19 protein-coding genes and 2 pseudogenes are annotated in these 21736 nt (G+C 69.4%); 9 read left to right on the top strand and 12 right to left on the bottom strand.

Annotated elements, in window-relative coordinates:
* Window positions 1-14 precede the first annotated feature (14 nt).
* The 3 genes from AB0M87_RS08020 (at window position 15) to AB0M87_RS08010 (ending at window position 2398) form a co-directional block, all read left to right on the top strand.
* Window positions 15-1154, top strand: a complete 1140-nt coding sequence (locus tag AB0M87_RS08020; protein ID WP_365851050.1) for an ROK family glucokinase — start codon at window positions 15-17, stop codon at window positions 1152-1154.
* Window positions 1151-1735, top strand: a complete 585-nt coding sequence (locus AB0M87_RS08015) for a hypothetical protein (protein ID WP_365851049.1) — start codon at window positions 1151-1153, stop codon at window positions 1733-1735. The genes AB0M87_RS08020 and AB0M87_RS08015 overlap by 4 nt, the downstream gene beginning before the upstream one ends.
* 282 nt (window positions 1736-2017) lie before the next feature.
* A complete protein-coding gene (locus AB0M87_RS08010) occupies window positions 2018-2398 on the top strand; it encodes a hypothetical protein (RefSeq protein ID WP_365851048.1) in 381 nt (126 codons plus the stop codon).
* A 436-nt stretch (window positions 2399-2834) separates the two neighbouring features.
* Here AB0M87_RS08010 and AB0M87_RS08005 read toward each other — a convergent pair whose 3' ends face one another.
* Complete coding sequence (locus AB0M87_RS08005) at window positions 2835-3452, bottom strand: TetR/AcrR family transcriptional regulator C-terminal domain-containing protein (RefSeq protein ID WP_365851047.1); 618 nt, start codon at window positions 3450-3452, stop codon at window positions 2835-2837.
* A 65-nt stretch (window positions 3453-3517) separates the two neighbouring features.
* Here AB0M87_RS08005 and AB0M87_RS08000 point away from each other — a divergent pair, with 65 nt between their 5' ends.
* Window positions 3518-4780, top strand: a complete 1263-nt coding sequence (locus AB0M87_RS08000; RefSeq protein ID WP_365851046.1) for a beta-ketoacyl-[acyl-carrier-protein] synthase family protein — start codon at window positions 3518-3520, stop codon at window positions 4778-4780.
* Window positions 4781-5045: 265 nt separating this feature from the next.
* Window positions 5046-5585 carry an HPP family protein gene (locus AB0M87_RS07995; RefSeq protein WP_365851045.1) on the top strand — a complete coding sequence of 180 codons (540 nt, stop codon included), beginning with the start codon at window positions 5046-5048 and terminating at the stop codon, window positions 5583-5585.
* A gap of 153 nt (window positions 5586-5738) precedes the next feature.
* Here the strand turns inward: AB0M87_RS07995 and AB0M87_RS07990 are convergent, their stop codons facing one another.
* The 5 genes and pseudogenes from AB0M87_RS07990 to AB0M87_RS07970 form a co-directional block, all read right to left on the bottom strand.
* On the bottom strand, window positions 5739-6344 hold the full coding sequence (locus AB0M87_RS07990; protein WP_365851044.1) for a PepSY domain-containing protein: 606 nt from the start codon (window positions 6342-6344) through the stop codon (window positions 5739-5741).
* A gap of 541 nt (window positions 6345-6885) precedes the next feature.
* Window positions 6886-8184, bottom strand: a complete 1299-nt coding sequence (locus AB0M87_RS07985) for an ArsB/NhaD family transporter (protein ID WP_365851043.1) — start codon at window positions 8182-8184, stop codon at window positions 6886-6888.
* A 34-nt stretch (window positions 8185-8218) separates the two neighbouring features.
* Entirely contained in the window at window positions 8219-8677 is a 459-nt protein-coding gene (locus AB0M87_RS07980) for a CBS domain-containing protein (protein ID WP_365851042.1), read from the bottom strand.
* Window positions 8664-9923 carry a cation:proton antiporter gene (locus tag AB0M87_RS07975; RefSeq protein ID WP_365851041.1) on the bottom strand — a complete coding sequence of 420 codons (1260 nt, stop codon included), beginning with the start codon at window positions 9921-9923 and terminating at the stop codon, window positions 8664-8666. Before AB0M87_RS07975 ends, AB0M87_RS07980 begins: the two co-directional genes overlap by 14 nt.
* 353 nt (window positions 9924-10276) lie before the next feature.
* A pseudogene (locus tag AB0M87_RS07970) lies at window positions 10277-10526 on the bottom strand (MerR family transcriptional regulator); the annotation flags it as partial.
* A 409-nt stretch (window positions 10527-10935) separates the two neighbouring features.
* Here AB0M87_RS07970 and AB0M87_RS07965 point away from each other — a divergent pair.
* The gene (locus AB0M87_RS07965; protein ID WP_365851463.1) at window positions 10936-12615 is read left to right on the top strand and encodes a chloride channel protein; all 1680 of its coding nucleotides are present in this window, start codon (window positions 10936-10938) and stop codon (window positions 12613-12615) included.
* 3 nt (window positions 12616-12618) lie between these two features.
* Here the strand turns inward: AB0M87_RS07965 and AB0M87_RS07960 are convergent, their stop codons facing one another.
* The gene (locus AB0M87_RS07960; protein WP_365851462.1) at window positions 12619-13026 is read right to left on the bottom strand and encodes a nitroreductase family deazaflavin-dependent oxidoreductase; all 408 of its coding nucleotides are present in this window, start codon (window positions 13024-13026) and stop codon (window positions 12619-12621) included.
* 377 nt (window positions 13027-13403) lie between these two features.
* Here AB0M87_RS07960 and AB0M87_RS07955 point away from each other — a divergent pair, with 377 nt between their 5' ends.
* From AB0M87_RS07955 to AB0M87_RS07945, 3 genes and pseudogenes are all read left to right on the top strand, one after another.
* On the top strand, window positions 13404-14438 hold the full coding sequence (locus tag AB0M87_RS07955; RefSeq protein ID WP_365851461.1) for a PP2C family protein-serine/threonine phosphatase: 1035 nt from the start codon (window positions 13404-13406) through the stop codon (window positions 14436-14438).
* An 8-nt stretch (window positions 14439-14446) separates the two neighbouring features.
* Entirely contained in the window at window positions 14447-14980 is a 534-nt protein-coding gene (locus tag AB0M87_RS07950) for a MarR family transcriptional regulator (RefSeq protein WP_365851040.1), read from the top strand.
* 133 nt (window positions 14981-15113) lie between these two features.
* Window positions 15114-15866: pseudogene (locus AB0M87_RS07945) on the top strand (FAD-dependent oxidoreductase); the annotation flags it as partial.
* 197 nt (window positions 15867-16063) lie between these two features.
* Here AB0M87_RS07945 and AB0M87_RS07940 read toward each other — a convergent pair.
* From AB0M87_RS07940 to AB0M87_RS07920, 5 genes are read right to left on the bottom strand one after another with little or no spacing between them, the layout of a single operon-like run.
* Entirely contained in the window at window positions 16064-17485 is a 1422-nt protein-coding gene (locus AB0M87_RS07940; RefSeq protein ID WP_365851039.1) for an NADH-quinone oxidoreductase subunit N, read from the bottom strand.
* The gene (locus tag AB0M87_RS07935; RefSeq protein WP_365851038.1) at window positions 17482-18987 is read right to left on the bottom strand and encodes an NADH-quinone oxidoreductase subunit M; all 1506 of its coding nucleotides are present in this window, start codon (window positions 18985-18987) and stop codon (window positions 17482-17484) included. Before AB0M87_RS07935 ends, AB0M87_RS07940 begins: the two co-directional genes overlap by 4 nt.
* A gap of 6 nt (window positions 18988-18993) precedes the next feature.
* On the bottom strand, window positions 18994-20865 hold the full coding sequence (locus AB0M87_RS07930) for a proton-conducting transporter membrane subunit (protein WP_365851037.1): 1872 nt from the start codon (window positions 20863-20865) through the stop codon (window positions 18994-18996).
* The gene (locus AB0M87_RS07925; protein WP_365851036.1) at window positions 20862-21167 is read right to left on the bottom strand and encodes an NADH-quinone oxidoreductase subunit K; all 306 of its coding nucleotides are present in this window, start codon (window positions 21165-21167) and stop codon (window positions 20862-20864) included. Before AB0M87_RS07925 ends, AB0M87_RS07930 begins: the two co-directional genes overlap by 4 nt.
* A complete protein-coding gene (locus tag AB0M87_RS07920; RefSeq protein WP_365851035.1) occupies window positions 21164-21733 on the bottom strand; it encodes an NADH-quinone oxidoreductase subunit J in 570 nt (189 codons plus the stop codon). The genes AB0M87_RS07925 and AB0M87_RS07920 overlap by 4 nt, the downstream gene beginning before the upstream one ends.
* Window positions 21734-21736 lie beyond the last annotated feature (3 nt).

The following is a 21736-nucleotide window of genomic DNA, read 5'->3' as shown; positions in this document are numbered from 1 at the left end:
GCAGAATCTGCCCGATGAGTACGTACCGTGACTTCGCGCACCGCGGCTCGGCCCGCGCCACGGTCCTGCGGACCGTCGGGACCCGCGAGCGGCGCTCGCACCTCACAGCGCCCCGCGTGCCGACCGTCGGCATCGACATCGGCGGTACGAAGGTGATGGCCGGCGTCGTCGACGCCGACGGCGTCATCCTCGAGAAGATAAAGACCGAGACGCCCGACAAGTCCAAGAGCGCCAAGGTCGTCGAGGACACCATCGTCGAACTGGTCCTCGACCTCTCCGACCGTCACGACGTGCACGCGGTGGGCATCGGGGCGGCCGGCTGGGTCGACGCCGACCGCTCCCGGGTGCTCTTCGCCCCCCACCTCGCCTGGCGCGACGAGCCGCTGCGGGACGCGCTGCAGGGCCGTCTCGCCGTCCCCGTCATGGTGGACAACGACGCCAACACCGCGGCCTGGGCCGAGTGGCGCTTCGGAGCGGGCCGCGGCGAGGACCACCTGGTGATGATCACGCTCGGTACCGGGATCGGCGGCGCGATCCTGCAGGACGGCCAGGTCAAGCGGGGCAAATACGGCGTCGCGGGTGAGTTCGGTCATATGCAGGTGGTTCCCGGTGGCCACCGCTGCCCGTGCGGAAACCGCGGTTGCTGGGAGCAGTACAGCTCGGGCAACGCGCTCGTCCGGGAAGCCAAGGAACTGGCTGCGGCCGACTCGCCGGTCGCCTACAACATCATCGAGCGGGTCGAGGGAAACATCCCGGACATCACCGGGCCGCTCATCACCGAACTCGCCCGTGAGGGCGACGCGATGTGCGTCGAACTCTTCCAGGACATCGGCCAGTGGCTCGGCGTCGGCATCGCCAATCTCGCGGCCGCGCTCGACCCGTCCTGCTTCGTCGTCGGAGGAGGTGTCAGCGCGGCCGACGACCTGCTCATCGGGCCCGCCCGCGACGCCTTCAAGCGACAACTGACCGGCCGCGGGTACCGCCCCGAGGCGCGGATCGCCAAGGCTCAGCTCGGCCCCGAGGCGGGTATGGTCGGTGCGGCCGACCTCGCCAGGCTGATCGCCCGGCGCTTCCGCAGGGCCAATCGCCGCCGCGTCGAGCGGTACGAGCGTTACGCCCGCACCGACCGCACCACGCAGGGAACCCCGGAATGACCACAGCCGTGTCGCAGCAGTCCCCGCCGGCCGAAGAGGGTCCCGAGCCGTCGGCGGAGGACCGCCGGCACATGATCCGCCGCCGCTGGCTGACGGCGGTCATCATCGTGCTGCTGATCGGGATCCCGGCCGGATACCTGGTGATCGCCGCCGAGCAGAGCCGTCAGAGCGGCCGCCACAACGAGAAGAAGGCCCTGGCGACCGGCCTCACCCACGGCTGGCCCACCAAGGTGCAGCGCCGTACCTTCGACGTGCCGATCCCCGAGCAGGCGCTGGGTGTCTGGTACTACCAGACCAGCAACTGGAAGGTCAGCCGACTGTACGTGCAGTTCACCACCGACCAGGCAGGGGTGGACGGATTCCTCAACGAGGTGGGGGTGAACCCCACCGCACTCAAGGACGGCAAGGTCACGGTCGGCGGCCGTGACGCCAAAATCGTCGGCTGGAAATTCCCCGCGACCCGGGACTGGTCGGGCACCACCTTCTCGCAGAAGGACCCGCTGCCGTCCCTGAACATCACCGTGGACAGCACCCTCCCGCATGCCCGCAGGGTCTACGTCGTCTCCACCGACACCCCCTGAATGCGCCGTGCCACGGCTGGGCCGGCGTGGGCGTCAAGACGCTGTAACACCGATTCGCCGGGCCCGAGGACGCGCCGGTTCCCGTGCTCGGCCCCTCGTCCGATGTGAGAGCACGTGAGACGCGAGGAACCTCCGTCGGACTGTTTCGGCGGGAGTTCTGCGTGTATCGGCAGGTCGAGTCAGCGATCGCTGCGGTGGTCGAGGTATCCCACCGGGGTATTGTGCTGCGGGCGCTGCAGGTGACAGCGTCGAGCGGACGAAGTTCCAGCCGGGGGGCAAGTGGTGCGCGTGCTTAAGGCGGTAGTCCCAGTCGTCGCCCTGGTGGCGGTGGCCGTGGCGGCGGCGGGTTGTCCCTCGTCCAAGGGTAAGGATGAACAGCGGCTGACCGAGCAGCGGGAAAACTACTGCACGCAGTTGGGGACGTGGCAGAAGGCGCGGAACGCGGCGGACACGGATACGCCGGAGTCGTCCGCGGACGACGAGGTCAAAGCCGTCGCTCAGGACGCCTTTCTCGCGATGCGACCGCTCCGGGATGAGACCGTCGGCGGAGGCCGCACCTTGGGGGAGGCGACGGTGGCAGCGATGAAGAATGGGGACTCCGAAGCGGAGGGGCGTGTCGTTAAGTACTGCGGAGATGTCGGCTTCGAGACGCTGACCCGCTAGGACTGTTCGATGATCCGCCTCGTCCCTTCCCCCCCGGTCACGCTCGGCATGGCATGTACAACCGACAGCGCAGGCCCGTCGTAACCCTTCGGAGAGGGCGGCGGCCAGGGGGCGGTTTCGAAGCGGACCGAAAGTTCGTCGCAACCGGGTGGCAACCGCCAGGTTGCGCTTGAACCGGTTGATTCCGCACCCGACCGTGTGCCGGGCCCTTGTGCGAACGTGAGGGTGCGCCCGGGGCGACGTTGCCGGGCGCGGGCCAGCCGGCGGACCGCGCCCAGGGGGCCGTCCGGGGTTCAACTGTTGCTGGCAAGCAGGTTCTTGACGCCTTGCACCAGCCGCAGCAGTGGAGTTCTTCGACTACGGCAGACATGCCGACCGCGACAAGGCCACCCTCGGGCGGGAACCGCGCACGTCGTCGCCTGCCTGTTCCACTGAGCTAACCGGGACCGGGTTCGTCGTGGATGGTCAGTGCTCCGGCGAGGTCGAGGTCGGCGACGGTGCCATGTGCCCCGGCGCGGACGAGCAGCACCGCACCGAGCGCGGTGCTCCAGAACGTTCTGGCTTCCACGTTGAGCGGTCGGCGCGCCCTCCAGCCGCGACTGTCGATGAGCCGGCTCACGAAGCGCTCGGATTGCCGGAACAGCAACTGGAGGTGCTGGTCGACCACGGGGGCAAGTTCGGGCTTGGAGATTCCGGCGGCGAGTGCTCGCGTGACTGACGGGAGCGAGGGCATGGCCAGTACGGCGCGGGCGATGTTGCGCCGAAACGTCGCCGCATCGGGGGCTTGGCGACCGATGCGCTCAATCCGTCGGGCGTCGTGCAGCAAACCGAGAAAGGCGGCGTGCACGAGAAGCGAGTCCTTTGAGCCGAAGTGGTAGGTGACCTGATTGGGGAAGACGCCTGCCGCGTTCGCGATCTCCGCGACGCTCACCTCAGCGCCGGGCCGTTCCTTGCAGAGCTGTGCAGTTGCCTCAATCAGCCGGTGCCTCGTCGCGCGACCGCGGTCACGCGACCGAGCCGACGTTGATCGAACTTCGGTTCGCTTCTTCTCCACACCAAAATTGTATGTGATACAACAAGAGCGTTCACTTGTATCGCATACAAGAAAGGTTGACGGGCATGCACCGGACTGAAGTCGTCGCGACAGGACTCGGCGCGGTCACACCGCTCGGGGCAGACGTGGCGTCCACCTGGGACGCCCTGCTTGCCGGCGAGTCCGGCATCCGCGGCGGCGTCCTGCGTGGCCACGAAGACGCCGGCCTTCCCGACGCCGTCGCGGGGACGATGGCGATCGACCCCGCCGAGTTGCTGCTGCCGGTGCAGGCCAGGCGCCTCGACCGCTCGCAGCAGGCGGCCTTGGCCGCGGCGGCCGAAGCCTGGGCCGATGCCGGTGCCCCAGAGGTGGACCCGGACCGGCTCGCATCGGCGATCGGCACGGGCATCGGGGGCATACGGACGCTGTTGAAGGAAGACGACGTACTGGAGGCGGCCGGGAAGCGGCGCGTCTCGCCACGCACGGTCCCGATGCTCATGCCCAACGCGGCGGCGGCGCTGATCAGTATCGAATACGGTGCACGGGCCGGTGTCTACACGCCCGTCTCGGCGTGCTCTTCCGGTGCCGAGGCGATCGCCCTGGGGGCCAGGCTCATCCGTGCCGGCGAGGCGGACGTGGTGATCGCGGGCGGGACCGAGGCCGCTATCACACCGATCACCGTTGCTGGCTTCGCCCAGGCACAAGCACTTTCACGGCATACCGTCGAACCCGCGTCTGCGTCCCGGCCGTTCGCCGCGGACCGCAGCGGATTCGTCCTCAGTGAAGGCGCGGCTGTCGTGGTGCTGGAAAGCGCCGAGCATGCCGGCGCCCGGGGCGCGCGCGTCCACGCGGTGCTCGCCGGCGCCGGCATAGCCGCCGACGCCCACCACATCACGGCGCCCGCTGCCGACGGCTCCGGTCAGATCTCTGCTATGCGGAAGGCCCTCGCGCAAGCCGGTTTGGCTGCCGAGCAGATCAGCCACATCAACGCCCATGCCACCGGGACTCCGGTCGGCGACGTTGCCGAGGCGCACGCGATCGGGGAGGTCTTCGGCCGCGCCACCGTGACAGCCCCCAAGGCGGCGCTCGGTCATCTCTTTGGCGCAGCCGGCGCGATCGAAGCGCTCATCGCCGTCCTCAGTGTGGAGCACGGCGTCATTCCGCCGACCCGCAACCTCACCGCGGCCGGCGTCGGTCCCGACATCGATCTCGATGTCGTCGCAGAGCGGCGAGACGTCCCCCAGGAAGCCGTGCTCAGCAATTCCTTCGGTTTCGGTGGGCAGAACGTCTCGCTCATCGTCACCGGCGCACGGCACCATGCGTCCCGTACGGCCTCGGTGACACCATGACCCACGCGAACGAACGGTTGTCCGTGGAGGGCCGCCGCCGATTGATCGACGGGAAACAGAGCATACGCAGCCACGGCAGTACCTCGATCACATCCCTACCCCGATGTCGCGGCTCCTGCGGTTCGGCTGCTCCTCACCAGGCGATTGACCGGAGTGGCTAGGGGTACCCAGGCGGTCCCTAGCGAACGGAGGCCACCGTGACAACGAGTTACTTCAAGCAGCCAGGCGCAGGCTTCCCGGGCAAGAGCGCGTGACCCCCCGGGGTATGCAGACGGGGCAGGATCGGCGTGGTGCCGTGCGCGGCCGGCTGCTGGGTGGTGTACGACTGTTCCTGCTGTCCGCCCTGTTGCTCGCCGGGGTGGGCGCGATCGGCCACCTCATCGGCTGGGTGGCCCTCACCACGACGCTGGGCCCGACGGCGTATCTGCTGCTGGCTCATCCGGAATCCGTGCAGGCGCGGTTGCGTGGTGCCGTGACCGGCCACGCCCTGGCCGTGGCCGTGGGCCTGGCGTGTCTGGCCGTTTTCGGCCTGTGGAGCCATCCATCCATCGCCGAGCAACAGCAGGACACTGTCCGGCAGATCGGTGCGCAAGCCGTCGCGGTGGGGCTGACGCTCTTTCTCCTCCATGTGTGTGACGCCCACCATCCCCCTGCTGCCGCCACGGCGCTGCTGATCTCCTCGGGCATCTCGCGGCCGGGACCGCCGCTCTACGGGATGCTGACCGGCCTCGCCCTGGTGCTCGCCATCGCTCCGGTGCTGGCGGCCGCGACATCCCGCTGGGCCCAACGAGAGAACGCAGGGTGAGCGTGGTGCGTGCACCCAGGGGGACGCCGGGGCGGAGACCGGGCTGCGGTGGCTGCGCGTCAGACCAGTGCCCGCACGATGCGGTTGCTCCGCTGTCCTGCCATCGACCGGGCGAAGCGAAGCAGGGGTGTGGGCGTCATCACGGCCGTCTCCTCATCTGCTGGGTCCGCCCGAAGGCGGGGAGACAGAGCGCGTCGGCTCACTCGTGGGGGGCACCGACAACGTCTGGCTATCGACCTTCCCCGTCATCGCGTCTACTTGGTAGACGTGCGTCTCACCGTGCTGGATGGTTGCGACGGTGACGGACCACACGGTCCGGTCGTGAGGGCCCTTTTCCAGGCTGACGTCGGTCACCTTGCCGAAGTCGGGCTTCTTCACCCGGTCGACCGCCTCTTCGGGCAGGAGCTTCGCCGATGCGGCAAGCGCGGCGACACGGGCCTTCTGTGCCGACGGCTGCCCGGCCGGTACCGACTTGTCCAGCAGTCCTCCGTCGAAGGCGTCAACATGGACCACGTGGATCGTGCCGTCCTTGTCGGACACTCGGGTGCGCCAGACAGGCTCCGGTCGAGAGGTGTCGGTGATCCGGACCGAGACCAGTCGGCTGCCGGGGACTTCGTCGAGCGCCTTGCTCACGGCCCGCTCGTAATGGGCATCGACCTGCGGGAGGGCCTCCGGCTGCCGATCGGGCGGTGGACCACTGCATCCGGCGCCGACGCTGAGCAGCGAACCCGCCACAGCGAGACCACACGTGCTCAGCACGCATCCCCGGTACCCGCCGGCCCTTCCCCTGTGTGAGCGGACCATGCTCATCCTCCTCTTGCTTGTTCGGCCGGTTGGGATGGTGCGACGGCGAGCAGAAGGGCGACCGTAAGCGCCTGGGAGGTGCCCGGTCAGCATGCCCGTGCAGTGGTGCCCCCAGCCGAGAGCCCCGAGGCGATGAGCAGCCTCGGGGCCGCCGTCAGGGGGCGGCGGACATCGCACAGGTGCCTACAGGTCACCAGGACCTCCTTCTCGTCGTACCACGTGGGTATCCCCCCACCGCTGTGGTCAATCAGAAGATGGACACGACGGGTTCGACACCGATGCGCCAGGACACCGCCGATGCCGGTGGTGCCGGAGCCGATCGCTCCCCGGCAATGAGGGAAGGGCTCTGCCTGGCCCGGGGCGCCGTCCGGGTGATGGTCCAAAGTGCCGCGAATCGGCGCCGGACGGTGGGGTCCGGGCGCCGCGCTGGTTGCTGATCATTGAATCGCCCCGGTTGTGCCGGAGACATCGCAGACCCGGAAGGTTCTTTTGGTCTTCAGGCGAGGGCGAAGTAGCGCAGCCAGAGATAGACGGCGGAGATCACCAGGGTGGCGGCGGTGACGGTGAGGCCGTATTTGGTGAATTGCCAGAAGGAGATCGGGGTGCGGTTGCGTTCCGCGATGCCGAGCACGACCACGTTGGCGCTGGCGCCGATGGCGGTGGCGTTTCCGCCGAGGTCGGCCCCCAGGGCGAGCGCCCACCACATGACGTGGTCGCTGTCTCCTCCCAAGCTGTGGACCAGGTCCGCGGTGATGGGAGCCATGGTCGCGACGTAGGGGATGTTGTCGACGACACCCGACAGGACTCCGGATGCGCCGAGGACGAGCATCGAGCCGCCGAGTTCCTTGTCACCGACGGCGTTGGCGAGAGCGCTGGAGATCTCGTTGATGACGCCGGTGTCGATGAGACCTCCGATCATGATGAACAGTCCGGCGAAGAAGGCGAGGGTGGGCCATTCGACCTCGGAGAGCACCTCACCGGTCTCGACGGTGGACACGGCGACGAGGAGCCCGGCGCCGAGCAGTGCCACGATGCTCGGCTGGTAGTGCAGGACCGGGTGCAGGACGAAACCCGCGATGACCAGGGCAAGTACGGCCAGGCCCTGGATGAGCAGCCTCGGGTCGCGGATGGCTTCCTTCTCCTCCAGTTCCATGATCTCGGCTGCCCGTTCCTCGTCGTAGACGAACGCCGTGCGGAAGATGAACCGGCAGAGCGCGATGAGGACGAGCGTCAGGAAGGCGGAGAGCGGGGCCAGATGGACGATGAAGTCGTTGAAGGTCAGGCCGGCCCGGCTGGCGATGATGATGTTGGGCGGGTCGCCGACGAGGGTGGCGGTGCCGCCGATGTTGGAGGCGAGGACTTCCGCGATCAGATAGGGCGCGACGGGCAGGGCGAGACGTTCGCAGACCAGCAGGGTGACGGGTGCGATGAGCAGCACGGTGGTGACGTTGTCCAGCAGGGCGGAGGCCACCGCCGTGATGATGATCAGCATGGCCATGACCCGGAAGGGTCTGGCTCTCGCCTTCTTGACGGACCAGATGGCCAGGTACTCGAAGAGTCCCGTCTTCTTCAGCACACCGACGATCATCATCATCCCGAGCAGCAGGAAGATGACGTTCCAGTCGATGCCGGAGTCCTGGGTGTAGAACGCCGAGACATCGTCGGTCGCCCCGATCGCCAGCATGAGGCCCGCCCCGCCGAGCGCGGCTGCGACGCGGTGGACCTTCTCACTGATGATCAGGGCATAGGTGCCGACGAAGACGGCGATCGCCGCCCAGCTGTGCCAGTCACTCACAAGGTCTCCAAGCAGGGGTGGCCGGTCACCGGCACTAGGGGTTCTCGAGGAGTTGATGCAGCAGGTGGGAGGCGGTGATCACCCCGAGCAGACGGATCCCTTGTTCGTCCCTCTCGGCCACCGCCACCAGCGGGCTGTGCGCCCGCGCCATCAGCGCCGCGACCTCCAGAGCGGTGTCGTGCGGATCGGCGATCGGCGGCGGACCCGCCTTGACAGGCAGGCAGTCGCCCACCGTGCGACCGGTCAGCGACGCGCCCAGCCGGTCGGCGTGCTGCTCATCGATGACCGCCGCCAAGGTGGGATCCTCGATCACATAGGCCGGCACCAGTACCTTGACCAGCTGGGATGCCGGCATGATCGCCACCGGCCCGCCCGCCCGGTCGACCACGAGCAGGGCGGGCAGTTTCCGGTCGGCCATCAGTCGGGCGGCGTCCAGGGCGTCGCTGTCGACAGCGACGGTTTCGTACTCCACTGCCAGATCACGTGCCCGCACGATGGGCTCCTTCTCGTATGTCCGCTGTGTCCTTGGTCTCGGTCCCGCCGTCGTCCGCGTCCGGGATGCCGACGAGATCATTGACGTGGAACATACGGGCAATCGGGACGTCGGTGCTGCTGTGCGCCACGATCGAGAAGGCGATGCATACGGCGATGAGCGTGTACGCCTTTTCCGCCTGTGGGATGCCGGACTGCAGGACCAGCAGCCCGTAGACCACCGATGCGAAGCCCTTCGGCCCGAACCAGGCCGCGGTCAGCTTCTCCCTGCGGTCGATTGTCGTCCCGATGAGCGAGAGCAGCAGGGACGCGGGGCGGATCAGCACGAGCGCCAGCACTGCGGCCACGTACCCGCCGAGCGGAAGGTCGCCGAAGAGGTGTGGGGTGAGGAGTGCACCGAAAACCAGCAGCGCGGCGAATTTGGCGAGTTCAGCCAGTGATTCGCCCAGCGGTTCGAAGGCGCGTTTCGCCTCGGGGGACACGGCGGCGACTACCGCCCCGGCGGAGAAAGCGGCCAGGTAGGGGTTGGCATGAGTGAGGTGACACAGCGCGTACAGCGTGACGCCGGTTGCCAGCGGCAGCAGGGGCTGGAGCTTGGGCTCCGCCCCCAGCCACGGCAGACGTACGAGCCCGTTCACGAGCAGCGGGATCGTGATGCCCAGGACCAGCCCGAGAGCGAGTTCCAGCACGATCGTCGGAGGCGACGCCTCGGCGTGTGCGCCGGCCACCGGGCCCGCGGCTGCGATCAGAAGCAGGACCACCGGCAGGGCGAGACCGTCATTGACGCCGCTCTCCACGTTCAGCAGCTGGCGCAGCCGGGCGGGTACCTCCTTGCGTCCCACGATGGCTGAGGCGAACACCGGGTCGGTCGGTGCGAGTACCGCCCCGACCAGGAACGAGGTGACCCAGTCCAGCCCCACCAGATAGTGCGTGACCAGCGCCATGAAGACAAAAGCGAGTGGCATGCCCAGGCCCAGAGCGCGTGCGGGGTGCTTCCAGGCGCGTCGCAGCGAGGGGAAGGAGATGTGCATCCCGTCGGTGAAGAGCACCGCGAAGAGCGCGAGATCGGCTGTCACGGACACGATCCGGCTGTCCGCGGAGATGTGAATGAGGCCGAGACCGCCGTCACCGACCAGAGCGCCGCCGGCGAGGAAGAGAAACGAGGTGGAGAGCACCGTGCGGGCGGCGAGTCCGGACAGCAGGACTGCGACCAGCAGGGCAACACCGAAGACGGCGATGAGTACCACGGAAAAGAGACCCCGATCGGCAGAGCACTGAGCCGGAGATCCTTGGAGCGGATCTCCTTGCTCGCCGACCAGACTTCCCGGCACACCGTGATGAATCCTACAGGTTCTTTACGCATCCTTGACAGTGACCCCAGCCGCAGGTGCGGTCCCGCAACACTGCCGGAACCCGGCATTGAACCGGGACGCGGATACCAGGCGGCCAACGGCCCGCCGCGAGGTCGGGTTCGCCTCGGCGGTGGCGAAGAACGCGGGGCGCCACTTCACGCCGTGCCAGGGGGTGGGTGATCGCCGAACTCAGCGTTCTGTTCGCGCCGGTCGACCACACGCGCCGGGCCGGGGTGCGCGGAGCGGGGTCAGGCCCGGGTGGCAGGGGCTGTCCGGTCCAGGCGAGTGCGGAGGGTGGCCGTGAACTCCTCGGCGCGGGACAGCTGCACCCGCAGGTCCTCGATCTTCTCGGCCGCGGCCCGTTCGTATCCGTGCACGCGCTCGAGCAGCTGCTCCTGATTCATCGCCTCCGGAGGTGCCGCCGACGGAGTCGAGGCGGTCGGTGGCCTCCAGCAGGTCGCGCGTCTGCTCGAGGGTGAAGCCGAGTGGCTTCATGCGGCCGCCCGGCGAGACGGGCTGCCGGCTTATTCGTCGCCGGTGGCGCCCTTGCCGAAGGCACGGCCCCGGGCCGCGGTAGGTGCCGTAGGAGGCGCTGGTCAGGGCGGCCGCTCTTGCAGGCCCCCGCAGGAGTCGCTGCTCACCGTGGAGCGACTTGCGGCCAGGACCGAGCCGGAAGTCTCGTTTGCATAGTGCAAAAAATCACATACGGCTCCTGAGGGCGACTTGGCCGCGTCGTTTTTTGCATAATGCAAATATGCGGAGAGAGGGAACACAGAGAACTGGGCCGAGTGGCGTCCTTGCTGAGGAGATCCATGTGACCGCCGGGGCCGGGGCGCTGAGTCCTCGCTCGTGGTGCTGGACTTTCTCCGGGGCGCGCGAGGCCGAGTGGGGGCTCGCGGTTCTCGCCCTGTTGGTCGGTGTCGGCGCGGGGCTCGGCTCCGTCGTCTTCCGCTGGCTGATCAAGGTCTTCACGCAACTCTTCACCGGGCACGGGGACTACGCCGGCGCGGGCCATGCCGCGAACCCGCACCTGTCGTGGCTCGGACCGTTCTTCGTGCTGTTGGTGCCGGTCGTCGGCGGGCTGCTGTACGGGCCGCTGGTGGACCGGTTCGCCAAGGAGGCGCGCGGCCACGGTGTTCCCGAGGTGATGCTGGCGGTGACCCAGCGCGGCGGCCGTATCAATGCCAATGTGGCGGTCGTCAAGTCGCTGGCCTCGGCGCTGACCATCGGCTCCGGCGGCTCGGTGGGGCGCGAGGGCCCGATCGTGCAGATCGGTTCGGCACTCGGATCGACTCTGGGCCGGCTGACCAAGGTCACTGAGGCCCGGGTCCGGCTGCTGGTGGCCTGCGGTGCGGCCGGCGGCATCGCCGCGACCTTCAACGCCCCGCTGGCCGGGGTGTTCTTCGCGATGGAGCTCATCCTGCGGGATTTCGCCATCGAGTCGTTCGGCGCGGTGGTTCTCTCCAGCGTGGCCGCGAGTGTCATCGGACGGGCCGCGTTCGGTAATGCCGCGTTCTTGAACCTGCCGTCGTTCCACGTCGAACACGTCGCCCAGTACGGTCTGTTCGCGCTGCTCGGTATCGCTGCCGGACTCGTCGGCGTCGGCTTCACCCGGATCCTCTACTGGGTGGAGGACGCCTGTGACTGGGCCTGGCGCGGCCCGGAGTGGCTGAGGCCCGCAGTCGGTGGTCTCCTGCTGGGCGTCGTGCTGCTGTTGCTGCCCGAAATGTACGGAGTCGGCTACCCGGTCCTGGAGAAGGCGACCGAGGGCGGATACGCCGCCGGTTTCCTGCTGCTGCTTCTGGTCGGCAAGATCCTGGCGACCAGCCTGACCATCGGTATCGGCGGCTCCGGCGGGGTGTTCGCCCCGAGCCTGTTCGTCGGAGCGATGCTGGGTTCCGCGTACGGAGCCGGGCTGCACGTCCTGCTGCCCGGCACAGCCGGTGCGGCCGGGGCGTATGCGCTGGTCGGGATGGGCGCGGTGTTCGCCGGATCGGCGCGGGCGCCGATCACCGCGGTGGTGATCCTCTTCGAACTGACCGGGGAGTACTCGATCATCCTGCCGCTGATGCTCGCCATCGTCACCGCCACCCTGGTCAGCAAGCTGCTCAGCCGGGACACCGTCTACACCCTCAAACTCCGCCGGCGAGGCATCGACCTCGACGCGGCTGCTCCGGGTGCCCCGCTGGGCGGCCAGCGAGTGGACGAGGTCATGGAACAGGCTCCGGACCCGCTGTCCGCGGGGAGCTCGCTGTCGGCAGCCGCGCTGATGCTCTCCCACTCCGAGCACGGCAGCCTGCCGGTGCTCGACGCGCAGGACCGTTATGTGGGAACAGTCACCGCCCGCGCGGTGGCGGAAGCCCTGGCCGAGACGCCGGACGGCGAGGCCGGGGCGCCCGCCACGGCCGGTGATCTCGCCGAACTGCGACCGCCGCTCGCCCCCGACATGTCGTTGTCGGCGGCCCTGCACGCCCTGGTCTCGGCGCCGGGTACCGGCCTGCCCGTGCTCGATTCGGACAAGCACGCTCTGGTGGGGTGGATCACCCACCAGAGTGCGCTCAGAGCGCTGCATCCGGTGACGGCCTGAGCCTCATCGGGGCCCGGACTCATGCAGGCGTACGCAGCGCGTCTGGGTGTCTGTCACCCGGGAGCTCTCCGCGCCCGAGTCCGTCTCTTCGCCCAGCAGCGTATGGATTGCTCTGACCGTCAGAGGGCGGTGCGCTGTGCGGTCGGCCAGCATCTCGCCGCCGTCGGCCGCGGAAAGGAAGTGCGCGGTCACCGCGTGAAAGCGCCGGCCGACCTGGATCGTGGCCTGCCGCGTGTGCTGGAGATCCTGGTACCAGCGAGCGCGGTCACCGGATCGGGAGGCCACTGTCCAGGTTCGTCCTTCCTTGTCGTGCGCCACAACCTCGACCACGACTCGGCTCGGCGCTCCCGAGAGACGTCCACTGTGAACCAGCAGGAGAAAACGCCGGCCGACGACCGGACCGAGACCCATCCGGAAGAGGTGGACCATCAGACTGGCTGCCCACCGGCTCCGAGCGCTGTGCGGGGGCTGCGGCCCGGACTGAGACTCCACGGAGGTCATGGCTCGGGCCCTTCCGGTGAACGGGAATCGCGCATGATGCGTCTCGATTCGGTGACAGGAACTACAGCAAGTGCTTCGGCTTGCAAACCTTTGCATAGTCTAAACGTCGAGTCCAAGAGAGGACGACGATGCGTCCAGTCCGGCCCGGATCCTTTCCGCGCAAGCGCTCACGCACGGCCGGACGGAGACGGTCGGCTGACACGGACGGGGACCCGTTGTCGGGAGGTGCCGAGACGGAGCACACACCACCCGCGCCCATCGTGCTGTCGGTTCTGCCGTTCGCGGTGATGCTGATCGTCGCTGCCGTGGATGTGTCGGCCGGCTCAGGAGCCGGGTTTCTGCCGCTGGTGGCGCTGGGGCCGGCCTTTGCCGGACTGATCGGCGGCTGGCCGCGTACGGCCGTCGTCGGCGCACTCGCGCTGGCCCTGTGCACCGCACTCGGCCTGTACGACGAAGCGTTCCACGGGCGACGGGGCTATACGGCTCTGGCATCGGTGGCCGGCGTGACCGCGGCGGGGTGGGTGGCTGCTGTGATGCGGCAGCGGCGTGAAGCGGAGTTCGCCAGTATGCGCTCCATCGCGGAAGTCGCGCAGCGGGTGCTGCTGCGACCGGTGCCGCGCCGGGCGGGGCATCTGCACACAGCGCTCTCCTATACCTCGGCGGTCGCCGAGGCGAGGATCGGTGGGGACCTCTACGAGGTGGTCGCCACCCCCGCCGGGGTGCGCGTCATCGTTGGTGACGTGCAGGGGAAGGGCCTGGCCGCGGTGGAGACGGCGGCTGTCGTGCTGGGCGCCTTCCGGGAGGCAGCCTACGAGGAGACGGAACTGACGGGTGTCGGGGCCCGGGTGGAGCGGGCTGCCGACCGTGTCCTGAGAGGGGAGAAGTTCGTCACGGCTCTCATCGCGGAGATCAGCCCCGAGCGCGGGGCGATGTTCCTCAATTACGGTCATCCGCCGCCGATGGCCGTACGCGTCGACGGAGCGGTGGAATTCCCGGAGCCCGATCAGTACGCCTTGCCACTGGGACTCGGCATCCACATGTCGGAAGGGCCGCGGCCCTTCCATGTCGCCTTCGGTCCGGGTGACCAGCTGCTTCTCTATACGGACGGAGTCACCGAAGCCCGCAATCACGAGCGGACCTTCTATCCACTCGGGGAGCGAGCCCACTTGCTGAGGGACCCTGACCCGGAGGCGGCGCTCAGCGCACTGCATCACGATCTGACAGAGTACGCCGAGGGACCGCCGCAGGATGACGCGGCCATGCTTCTGCTTCGCTATCGTCAGGAGGGGACCGGCAGCGAAGACCGGGCCGTGGCACGGTAGAAAGAACCATGAGCGAACGCGCGCGACCCACTGCCCCAGGTATCGACGACGTCGACGCGGTGACCCACGCGGTACTGACGGCGTCACGTCTGCTGGTCGCTGTGTCGGCCAGGTCGCTGGCCGAGGTCGAGGACCGGGTCACCCTTCCGCAGTTCCGGTTGCTCGTGGTCCTGTCCACCCATGACACGGCGAAACTCGTGGTGCTCGCCGATCTGCTCGATGTGAACCCCTCCACCGCGATGCGCATGCTCGACCGCCTCATCTCGGCCGGCCTCGCCGACCGGCAGACCAACCCCGACAACCGGCGCGAGACGTTGCTGCGCCTCACCGCGGATGGATACCGGCTCGTCGAGGAGGTCACCACCCGGCGCCGTCAGGAGATCGCATCGATCGTGGCAAAGATCGCCCCGGAACAGAGGTCCGCCCTGGTGGACGCCCTGACTGCGTTCAGCAACGCCGGCGGCGAACCTTCGGCCCCCGACAAGAACGCCACGCTCTACCCGCTCGGCTGGTCCGACCCACCTGTGCGCCGCTCAACCTGACGGCGGCGCCGGCTGGATTCGGCACCCGACCGTCTCGCGCCGGTGCTCGTCGAGGACGCCGTGGAGAGGGGTCGGCCGTGCCAGGCCCCGAGCGGGCTGGCGGGCGTTTCATGTCGACTGTGACGGTTGCTCGGTGGGAAGGCCGGCACCCAGACGGCGCAGCGGCAGCTCCAGGCGTCGTCCACGGACCGCCCGCCGCGCCAGCGAGCGCTTGGCGGCCGCGGCGCGGCGGGGAGTCAGTCCGGGTAGGTACGACCTGGTGGTCATCGACGGCGGATGCGCCGGGCTGACCGCGGCCCGCCGCCGGGCGCTTCGGCGCGCGCACGCTGCTCATCGAGGGGGACCGGCTGGGTGGGGGCTGTCTGTGGACAGGGTGCGTACCGAGCAAAGCGCTGCTGCCCGTGGCCTCCGATGTCCAGGCGGCCCGCCGCGGCGTCGCCTACGGCTCCCGCCGGTGTCCGGCCGTGCCGACCTCGCGGCGGCCATCGGGGAGGTGAAGCGGGCGATCGGCGCGATCTCACCGCACGACTCGGCCGAGGCGCTCGCCCCGTTGGGCGTCGACGTCGCCCATGGCGCGGCGTCCTTCACCGGCCCGAGGACCATGCGGGTGGGCGAGCGGGAGATCTCCTTCCGGTACGCCGTCATCGCCACGGGCTCCTCGCCGGCGCCGGTCCCCGGTCCGGCCTCGGCCGGGCCGCTGACCAGCGACACCATCTGGGAGCTGTCCGAACTCCCGCGGCGCCTGGTGGTGCTGGGCGGCGGGCCCGTCGGCTGCACACTGGGCCAGGCGTTCGCCCGGCTCGGCTCGCAGGTCACCCTCGTAGAAGTGATGGACCGTCTGGTGCCCCGTGAGGAACCGCGCGCTTCGCAGGTGCTGCGGGAGCGGCTGGAGGCCGAGGGGGTCACCGTGCTGACCGGCTACCGTGCCGAGAGAGCCGATGACGACCTCCCACGGCCGCCTCAACACCTTCCTGCTGCGCACCGGTTACGAGCAGATCGACCAGCTCACGGCTGCCTACGCCGAAGAACCGCTGCCGCTGCCTGCCCGTGCGTAAGAACAAGGCGAGACTGCCGACCGCGCCCTCAGCGCAGGAGCGGCCCGGTGGTGAGGGGAAGTACCGCGCCGCCGGCCACGCCGAGGACGACGGAGATCGTGCCGGCGGTGTAGGCGGTGGCGGCAGTCCAGCGGCCCTGGACGGCCTGTGCGCCGAGGGGTGTGGGAGCGGTGGCGGCGAAGAGGGGGGCAAGCCAGCGCAGGTAGTAGAAGAGGGAGGCGACGGTGTTGGCAACGGCGAGGGCGGCGAGCCAGGTGTAGTCACCGTCGACGGCCGCGCTGAAGATCTCCAGTTTACCGAGGAATACGCCGGTCGGCGGGGTGCCCACCAGGCCGAGCAGGCACGCGACGAGGACGGCGGCGAGGCCGGGGTGGCGGTGGGCGAGGCCGCGGTAGTCCTGGAGCGTGCGGGCGTTGGGCAGTTCGGTGACGACGGCGAAGGCGCCGATGTTGGTGGCGGCGTAGGCGGCCAGGTAGAACAGCAGGCTCTTTTGGGCGAGGTCGCTGCGCGTGGCCACGGACAGGGCCATCAGGAGGTAGCCGACCTGGCTGATCGTGGAGTACGCGAGCAGGCGCTTCACGGACGTCTGGAAGAACGCGGCGAGATTGCCCAGAGTCATGGTGATCGCGGCGAGAACGGCCAGCAGCAGGGGCCAGTTGACGTCCGTGCCGGGCAGCGCCTGGTGAAGGAGGCGGTAGCCGGCAATGAGGCCGCCGACCTTGGGCAGGGTGGTGACGTAGGCGGCGACCGGTGCAGGGGCGCCGTCGGTGACGTCGGGGACCCAGTAGTGGGCCGGGACGGCTCCGATCTTGAACAGCAGCCCGGCCAGCACACCGACGAGCCCCACGGCGACGAGTCCGTACGAGGCCGTGGGCAGGCTGGTGTTCAGTTCGCGGTAGAGCGTGGCGTGGCCGGCGCCGTACAGGAGGGCGATACCGGCCAGCATGGTAGTGCCGAGCAGAGCGCCCATCAGGTAGTACTTCAACGCGGCTTCGGTACCGGGGGCGTCCTTGGCGAAGCCGGCGAGCGCGTAAGCGGGGACACTGGCCAGCAGGTAGGCGGCGAACAGCATCAGCAGGTCGTCAGCGCCGACCAAGGCGAGAGTGCCGGCGCCGGTCATGAGCAACAGCACCCAGTACTCGGTCTCTCGTTGGTGGCCGCGGACGGATTCGACGGACATGCCGATGATCAGCAGCAGGGCGGCCAAGACGATGAGGCGGCCCATGTCGGTGGCAGCATCGACGGCGAAGGTGTCGGAGAAGACGGTCTGTTCGCGGTCGTTGGCCATGGTGACGGCGGTGGCCACCAGGCCCGCCGCGCAAGCGGTGGCTGCCAGGAAGGCGATGATCCACTGGCGGCGGCGGGGCAGCCAGGAGCCGGTCAGCAGACCGATGACCGCGGCGCCGAGGAGAGCGAGTTCGGGCAGTAGGGCGATCAGGTTCTCGTTCACCGTGCCACCAGCCCGGTCACGGTGCGGCTGGCTGGTTCGATCACGTCCAGCAGCCAGCGCGGCGCGACGCCGATGATCAGGGCGACCGCGAGCAGGGGCACGATGGACAGCGCCTCGGCGCTTCGCAGGTCACTGATCCCACCGGTGGGGACGGTCTGCGGCAGGCGGGGGATGCCAAGGAAAACCGAGCGCAGGGCGCGCAGGAACAGCGCGGCGGTGATGAGGATGCCGGTCACGGCGATGGCGGTGGCCGTCGCTTGGGAGGCCAGGGAACCGGTGAGAATCTGGAACTCGGCGATGAAGCCCGAGAAGCCGGGGATGCCGAGGCTGGCGAACGCGGCGACGGCGGTGACGCCGGCGAAGCGGGGGGTGTGCGCGGCCAGGCCGGAGTAGGCGTCCATGGCGTAGGTCCGCCCCCGGTCGTACAGCACTCCGGTGAGCAGGAACAGCGCCCCGGTGATCAGGCCGTGGCTGACCATCTGGGTGACCGCCCCGGTCACCGCGAGTGAGCGGGCCTGGGCATCGCTGCCTGCCAGGGTTCCGGCGGCTCCGATGGCGAGGACGATGTAGCCCATGTGGTTGACCGATGTGTAAGCGATCATGCGTTTGAAGTCGGTCTGCGCCAGTGCCACCAATGCCCCGTAGACGACGGAGAGCGCGCCGATGATGACGATGACCAGGGCGTAGTGGCGCCAGGAGCCGGGCAGCAGGGGCATGGCGATACGGACGAATCCGTAGGTGCCCATCTTCAGCAGGATGCCGGCGAGGATCGCCGAGCCGGCGGCGGGGGCGTCGGTGTGGGCGGGCGGCAGCCAGGTGTGGAACGGCACGGTCGGCGTCTTGACCGCGAGCCCGACGCCGATCGCCAGCAGGACCAGTCCGGCGTACAGGCCGCGGCCGGCCAGCGGGTTGGCGCGGACCAGTTCGGTGATGTCGAAGGTGTGCGGGTCGGCGGCCAGGTACAGGCCGATGAAGCCGAGCAGCAGGGCGAGGGAGCCGAGGAAGGTGTAGAGGAAGAACTTCAGGGCCGCCGCCCGGGCACGCTCGCCGTGGCCCCAGCCGGCGATGACGAAGAACATGCCGACGATGGACAGGTCGAAGAAGACGAAGAACAGGATCAGGTCCAGGGCGACGAACAGTCCCAGGCTGACGGTCTGCAGGAAGAGGAACAGGCAGACGTAGGAGCGCACGCGTTCGGTCTCGCGCAGCGAGTACACGGCGACGGCCAGGAAGAGCAGGCAGGTAAGGGCTACCAGGGGCAGCGAGAGCCCGTCGACGCCCACGTGGTAGCCGACCCCGGCGCTGGGGATCCAGCGCATCCGCTGCTCATACTGCGTCCCGCCACCAGCGTCGAAGCCGGCCCACAGGGCGATGACCAGGGCCAGGTCCGCGGCCGCGGCAGAGATCCACAGCCAGACGTACATCCGGTCGGGCAGGGTGCGCGGCCAGAGCAGCAGCACCGCGCACACGAGCAGCGGCAGGAAGGTGACGAGACTCAGCACAGGGATTTACCTCACCAACAGCACGATCAGGGTCAGCACCGCGAAGCCGACGGCGGCTTGGGCGTAGTACTGGTGCAGCAGCCCGGTCTGCGGGCGGCGCGCCCACCGGCCCAGCCGCCGGGCGCCGGCCGCGACCGCGTGGACGGCGGCGTCGATGCCGCCGTCATCCAGCCGTCCGGCGCAGCGGGCGAGCGTGAGGCCGCCGCGAGCCGTCCGGCGCACGGCGCCGTCGACGACCCGGTCGTCGAAGACGGCCAGCGCCCGCGCCAGGGCAAGGACGGGCCGCACCACCAGGACGTCAGCGGCCCGTTCCAGACGCAGCCACTCCTCGGCCCACCGCACCGCGGCGCCAGGCGCGGGTGCGGTACGCCGTGGCCACCACCAGGTCAGAGCGGCGGCCATGGCAACAACTCCTGCGGACAGCCCCAGTTCCCAGGGCGCGGGCACCGGCTCGTCGGGGGTGCCGACCAGACGCTTCAGCCAGGACGCCGGGCCTGGCAGAGCGAGCACGCCCAGCACCGCCGCGGCTCCCGTCAGCGCCCACAAGGGGGCCGGCACCGCGCGTGAGACCTGGCGCGTGCCGTGCCGCTCGGTGTCGTAGCCGGCTTCCGCGTGCCGGGGCAGGGGCCGGGTGATGTACCACACGGCTTTGATGCTGTAGACGGCCGCCACGACGGCACCCGCCAGACCCACGGCGTACAGGCCGGTGCTTTGAGCGCGGGCGGCGGCGAGGACCTCGTCCTTGGCCGCCCACAGTGACAGAGGAGGCAGCCCCGCCAGCGTCAGGGCGCCGAGGGCGAAGGCGGCGCCGAGGAGCCGGTGGCGGCGGGCAGCGCCACGCAGGGCGGGCAGCTGTTTGGTGCCCAGCGCGGTCAGCCATGCTCCGGCGGCCAGGAACAGCCCCGACTTGGTGGCGGCGTGCGCGATCAGCTGCGTGACGCCGCCCGCCACGCCGCCACTGCCGGCGGCCAGCACCATGAAGCCGATCTGTGCGGAAGTGGAGGCCGCGAGCAGCTGTTTGAGATCCTGCTGGACGACGGCCACGACTCCCAGGACCAGGGCGGTGAGCGCGCCGGTCCAGGCGACCAGCGGGCCTGCCCAGGCGGTGGCGGCCAGCAGCGGGTGCAGTCGCAGCAGCAGATAGGCGCCGGCGGCGACCATGGTCGCCGAGTGCAGCAGCGCCGAGACCGGGCCGGGGCCCTGCATCGCCCTGGACAGCCAGAAAGAGAACGGCAGTTGAGCGGACTTGCCCAGCGCCGCGGCCACGACTCCCGCGGTGACCAGCTGCAGCCACGGGGAGCTCGCCTCGGGCAGCTTGTCCAGGCGCAGGGAGCCGATGCCGCCCGCGAGTGCGGCCCCGGCCGCAAGGTACAGACCGAGGTCGGCGGTACGCGTAGTGAGGAAGGCGACGTCCGCCGCCCGCGCCCGCTCCGGCTGTTGCCACCAGTAGCCGATCAGCGCCCAACTGGTGGCGCCCATGACCTCCCAGGCCATCAGCAGCAGCGGCAGCGTCGTCGCTGTGACGGTGGCGAGCATGGCCCCGGCGAAGAGCAGCATCAGTCCGAAGAACCGGCCCCGGTTCTCGCCCGGGCCGAACTCCCCGGCGGCGGACAGCAGCACGCCCAGGGTGACCGCGGCGACCGTGACCACCAGGGCCGCCGACAGGCCGTCCACCGCCAGGGAGGCCCGCATCCCGGCGAAGAGCGGTGCGCTCGCCTCGGGGCGTGTCACAGCGGCGGCGACCGCCAGGCCCAGCGTCACCAGGGCCGCCGCCACGCCGAGGACCGGAGCCGAGCGGTTGACGCCTCGGCCTGCCAGGCCGAGGACGGCCCCGGTACCCAAGGGGATGGCGATCAGCAGCCAGATCAGCGCGCTCACCCCTTCAACTCCTCGGCCATGTCGGTCATGTCGACCTGCCGGGCCCGGTAGATGGCCGTGGTGACGGCGAAGCCCATGGCCATCTCCACCGCCATCGCCACAACTGCCGCCACGATCACCACCTGGCCGCTCGGCGCTGCCGGAGCGAGGAAGTGCCAGAAGTCGGCGGCGGCCACGACCAGCCCGCCGATCATCAGCTCGATCCCCATCATGATCATGACGATGGACTGCTGGGACAGCGCACCGAACAGACCAATGCAGAACAGGCCCGCGGCCAACACCAACAGCAGCTCGAAGGTCATCGGCCCACCCCTCCGCCGGCCGGGTCGTTCGCGGGCCGCTGGTCGAGGTCGTCGCCGAAGCGGTCGTAGCGGCCCCGGTGGGTGGCCAGCACAGTGGCTCCGACCATGGTGGCCAGCAGCACGAACCCCAGCGTCACCATCGTCAGCATCTGAGGCCCCATCAGGGACATGCCGACCTGGAAAGTGGTGTCCTCCGGCCGGACTCCCGTGTGCTCGGGCCAGGGGACGGCGAAGATCCCGGCGACCAGGGCGGCGAACACCGCGGCGCTGATGGCCAGGGAGCCGCGCTTGTTGTGCAGCATCGACATCGGCATCAGACCCGCCGGGTTCATCATGTAGGCGATCATGAACACGGCCATGACCACCATCTCCATGACCATCATCAGCACGATCACCACCCCCAGATACGGCAGCCCGAGCACGCTCACCACGCCCCCGACACAGCACAGCGACGCCAGCAGGGCGAAGGTGACGCGGGCCATCGAGTTCAGGGTGAACACCAACACGCCACCGACCAGGGCAAGTACGCCCAGTACGGCCAGCAGCACGAGGTCCGTCGTACTCATGCC

The organism is Streptomyces sp. NPDC051320 (assembly GCF_040682175.1).
Lineage (GTDB): Bacteria > Actinomycetota > Actinomycetes > Streptomycetales > Streptomycetaceae > Streptomyces.
This window is presented reverse-complemented; position numbering and strand designations above follow the sequence as displayed.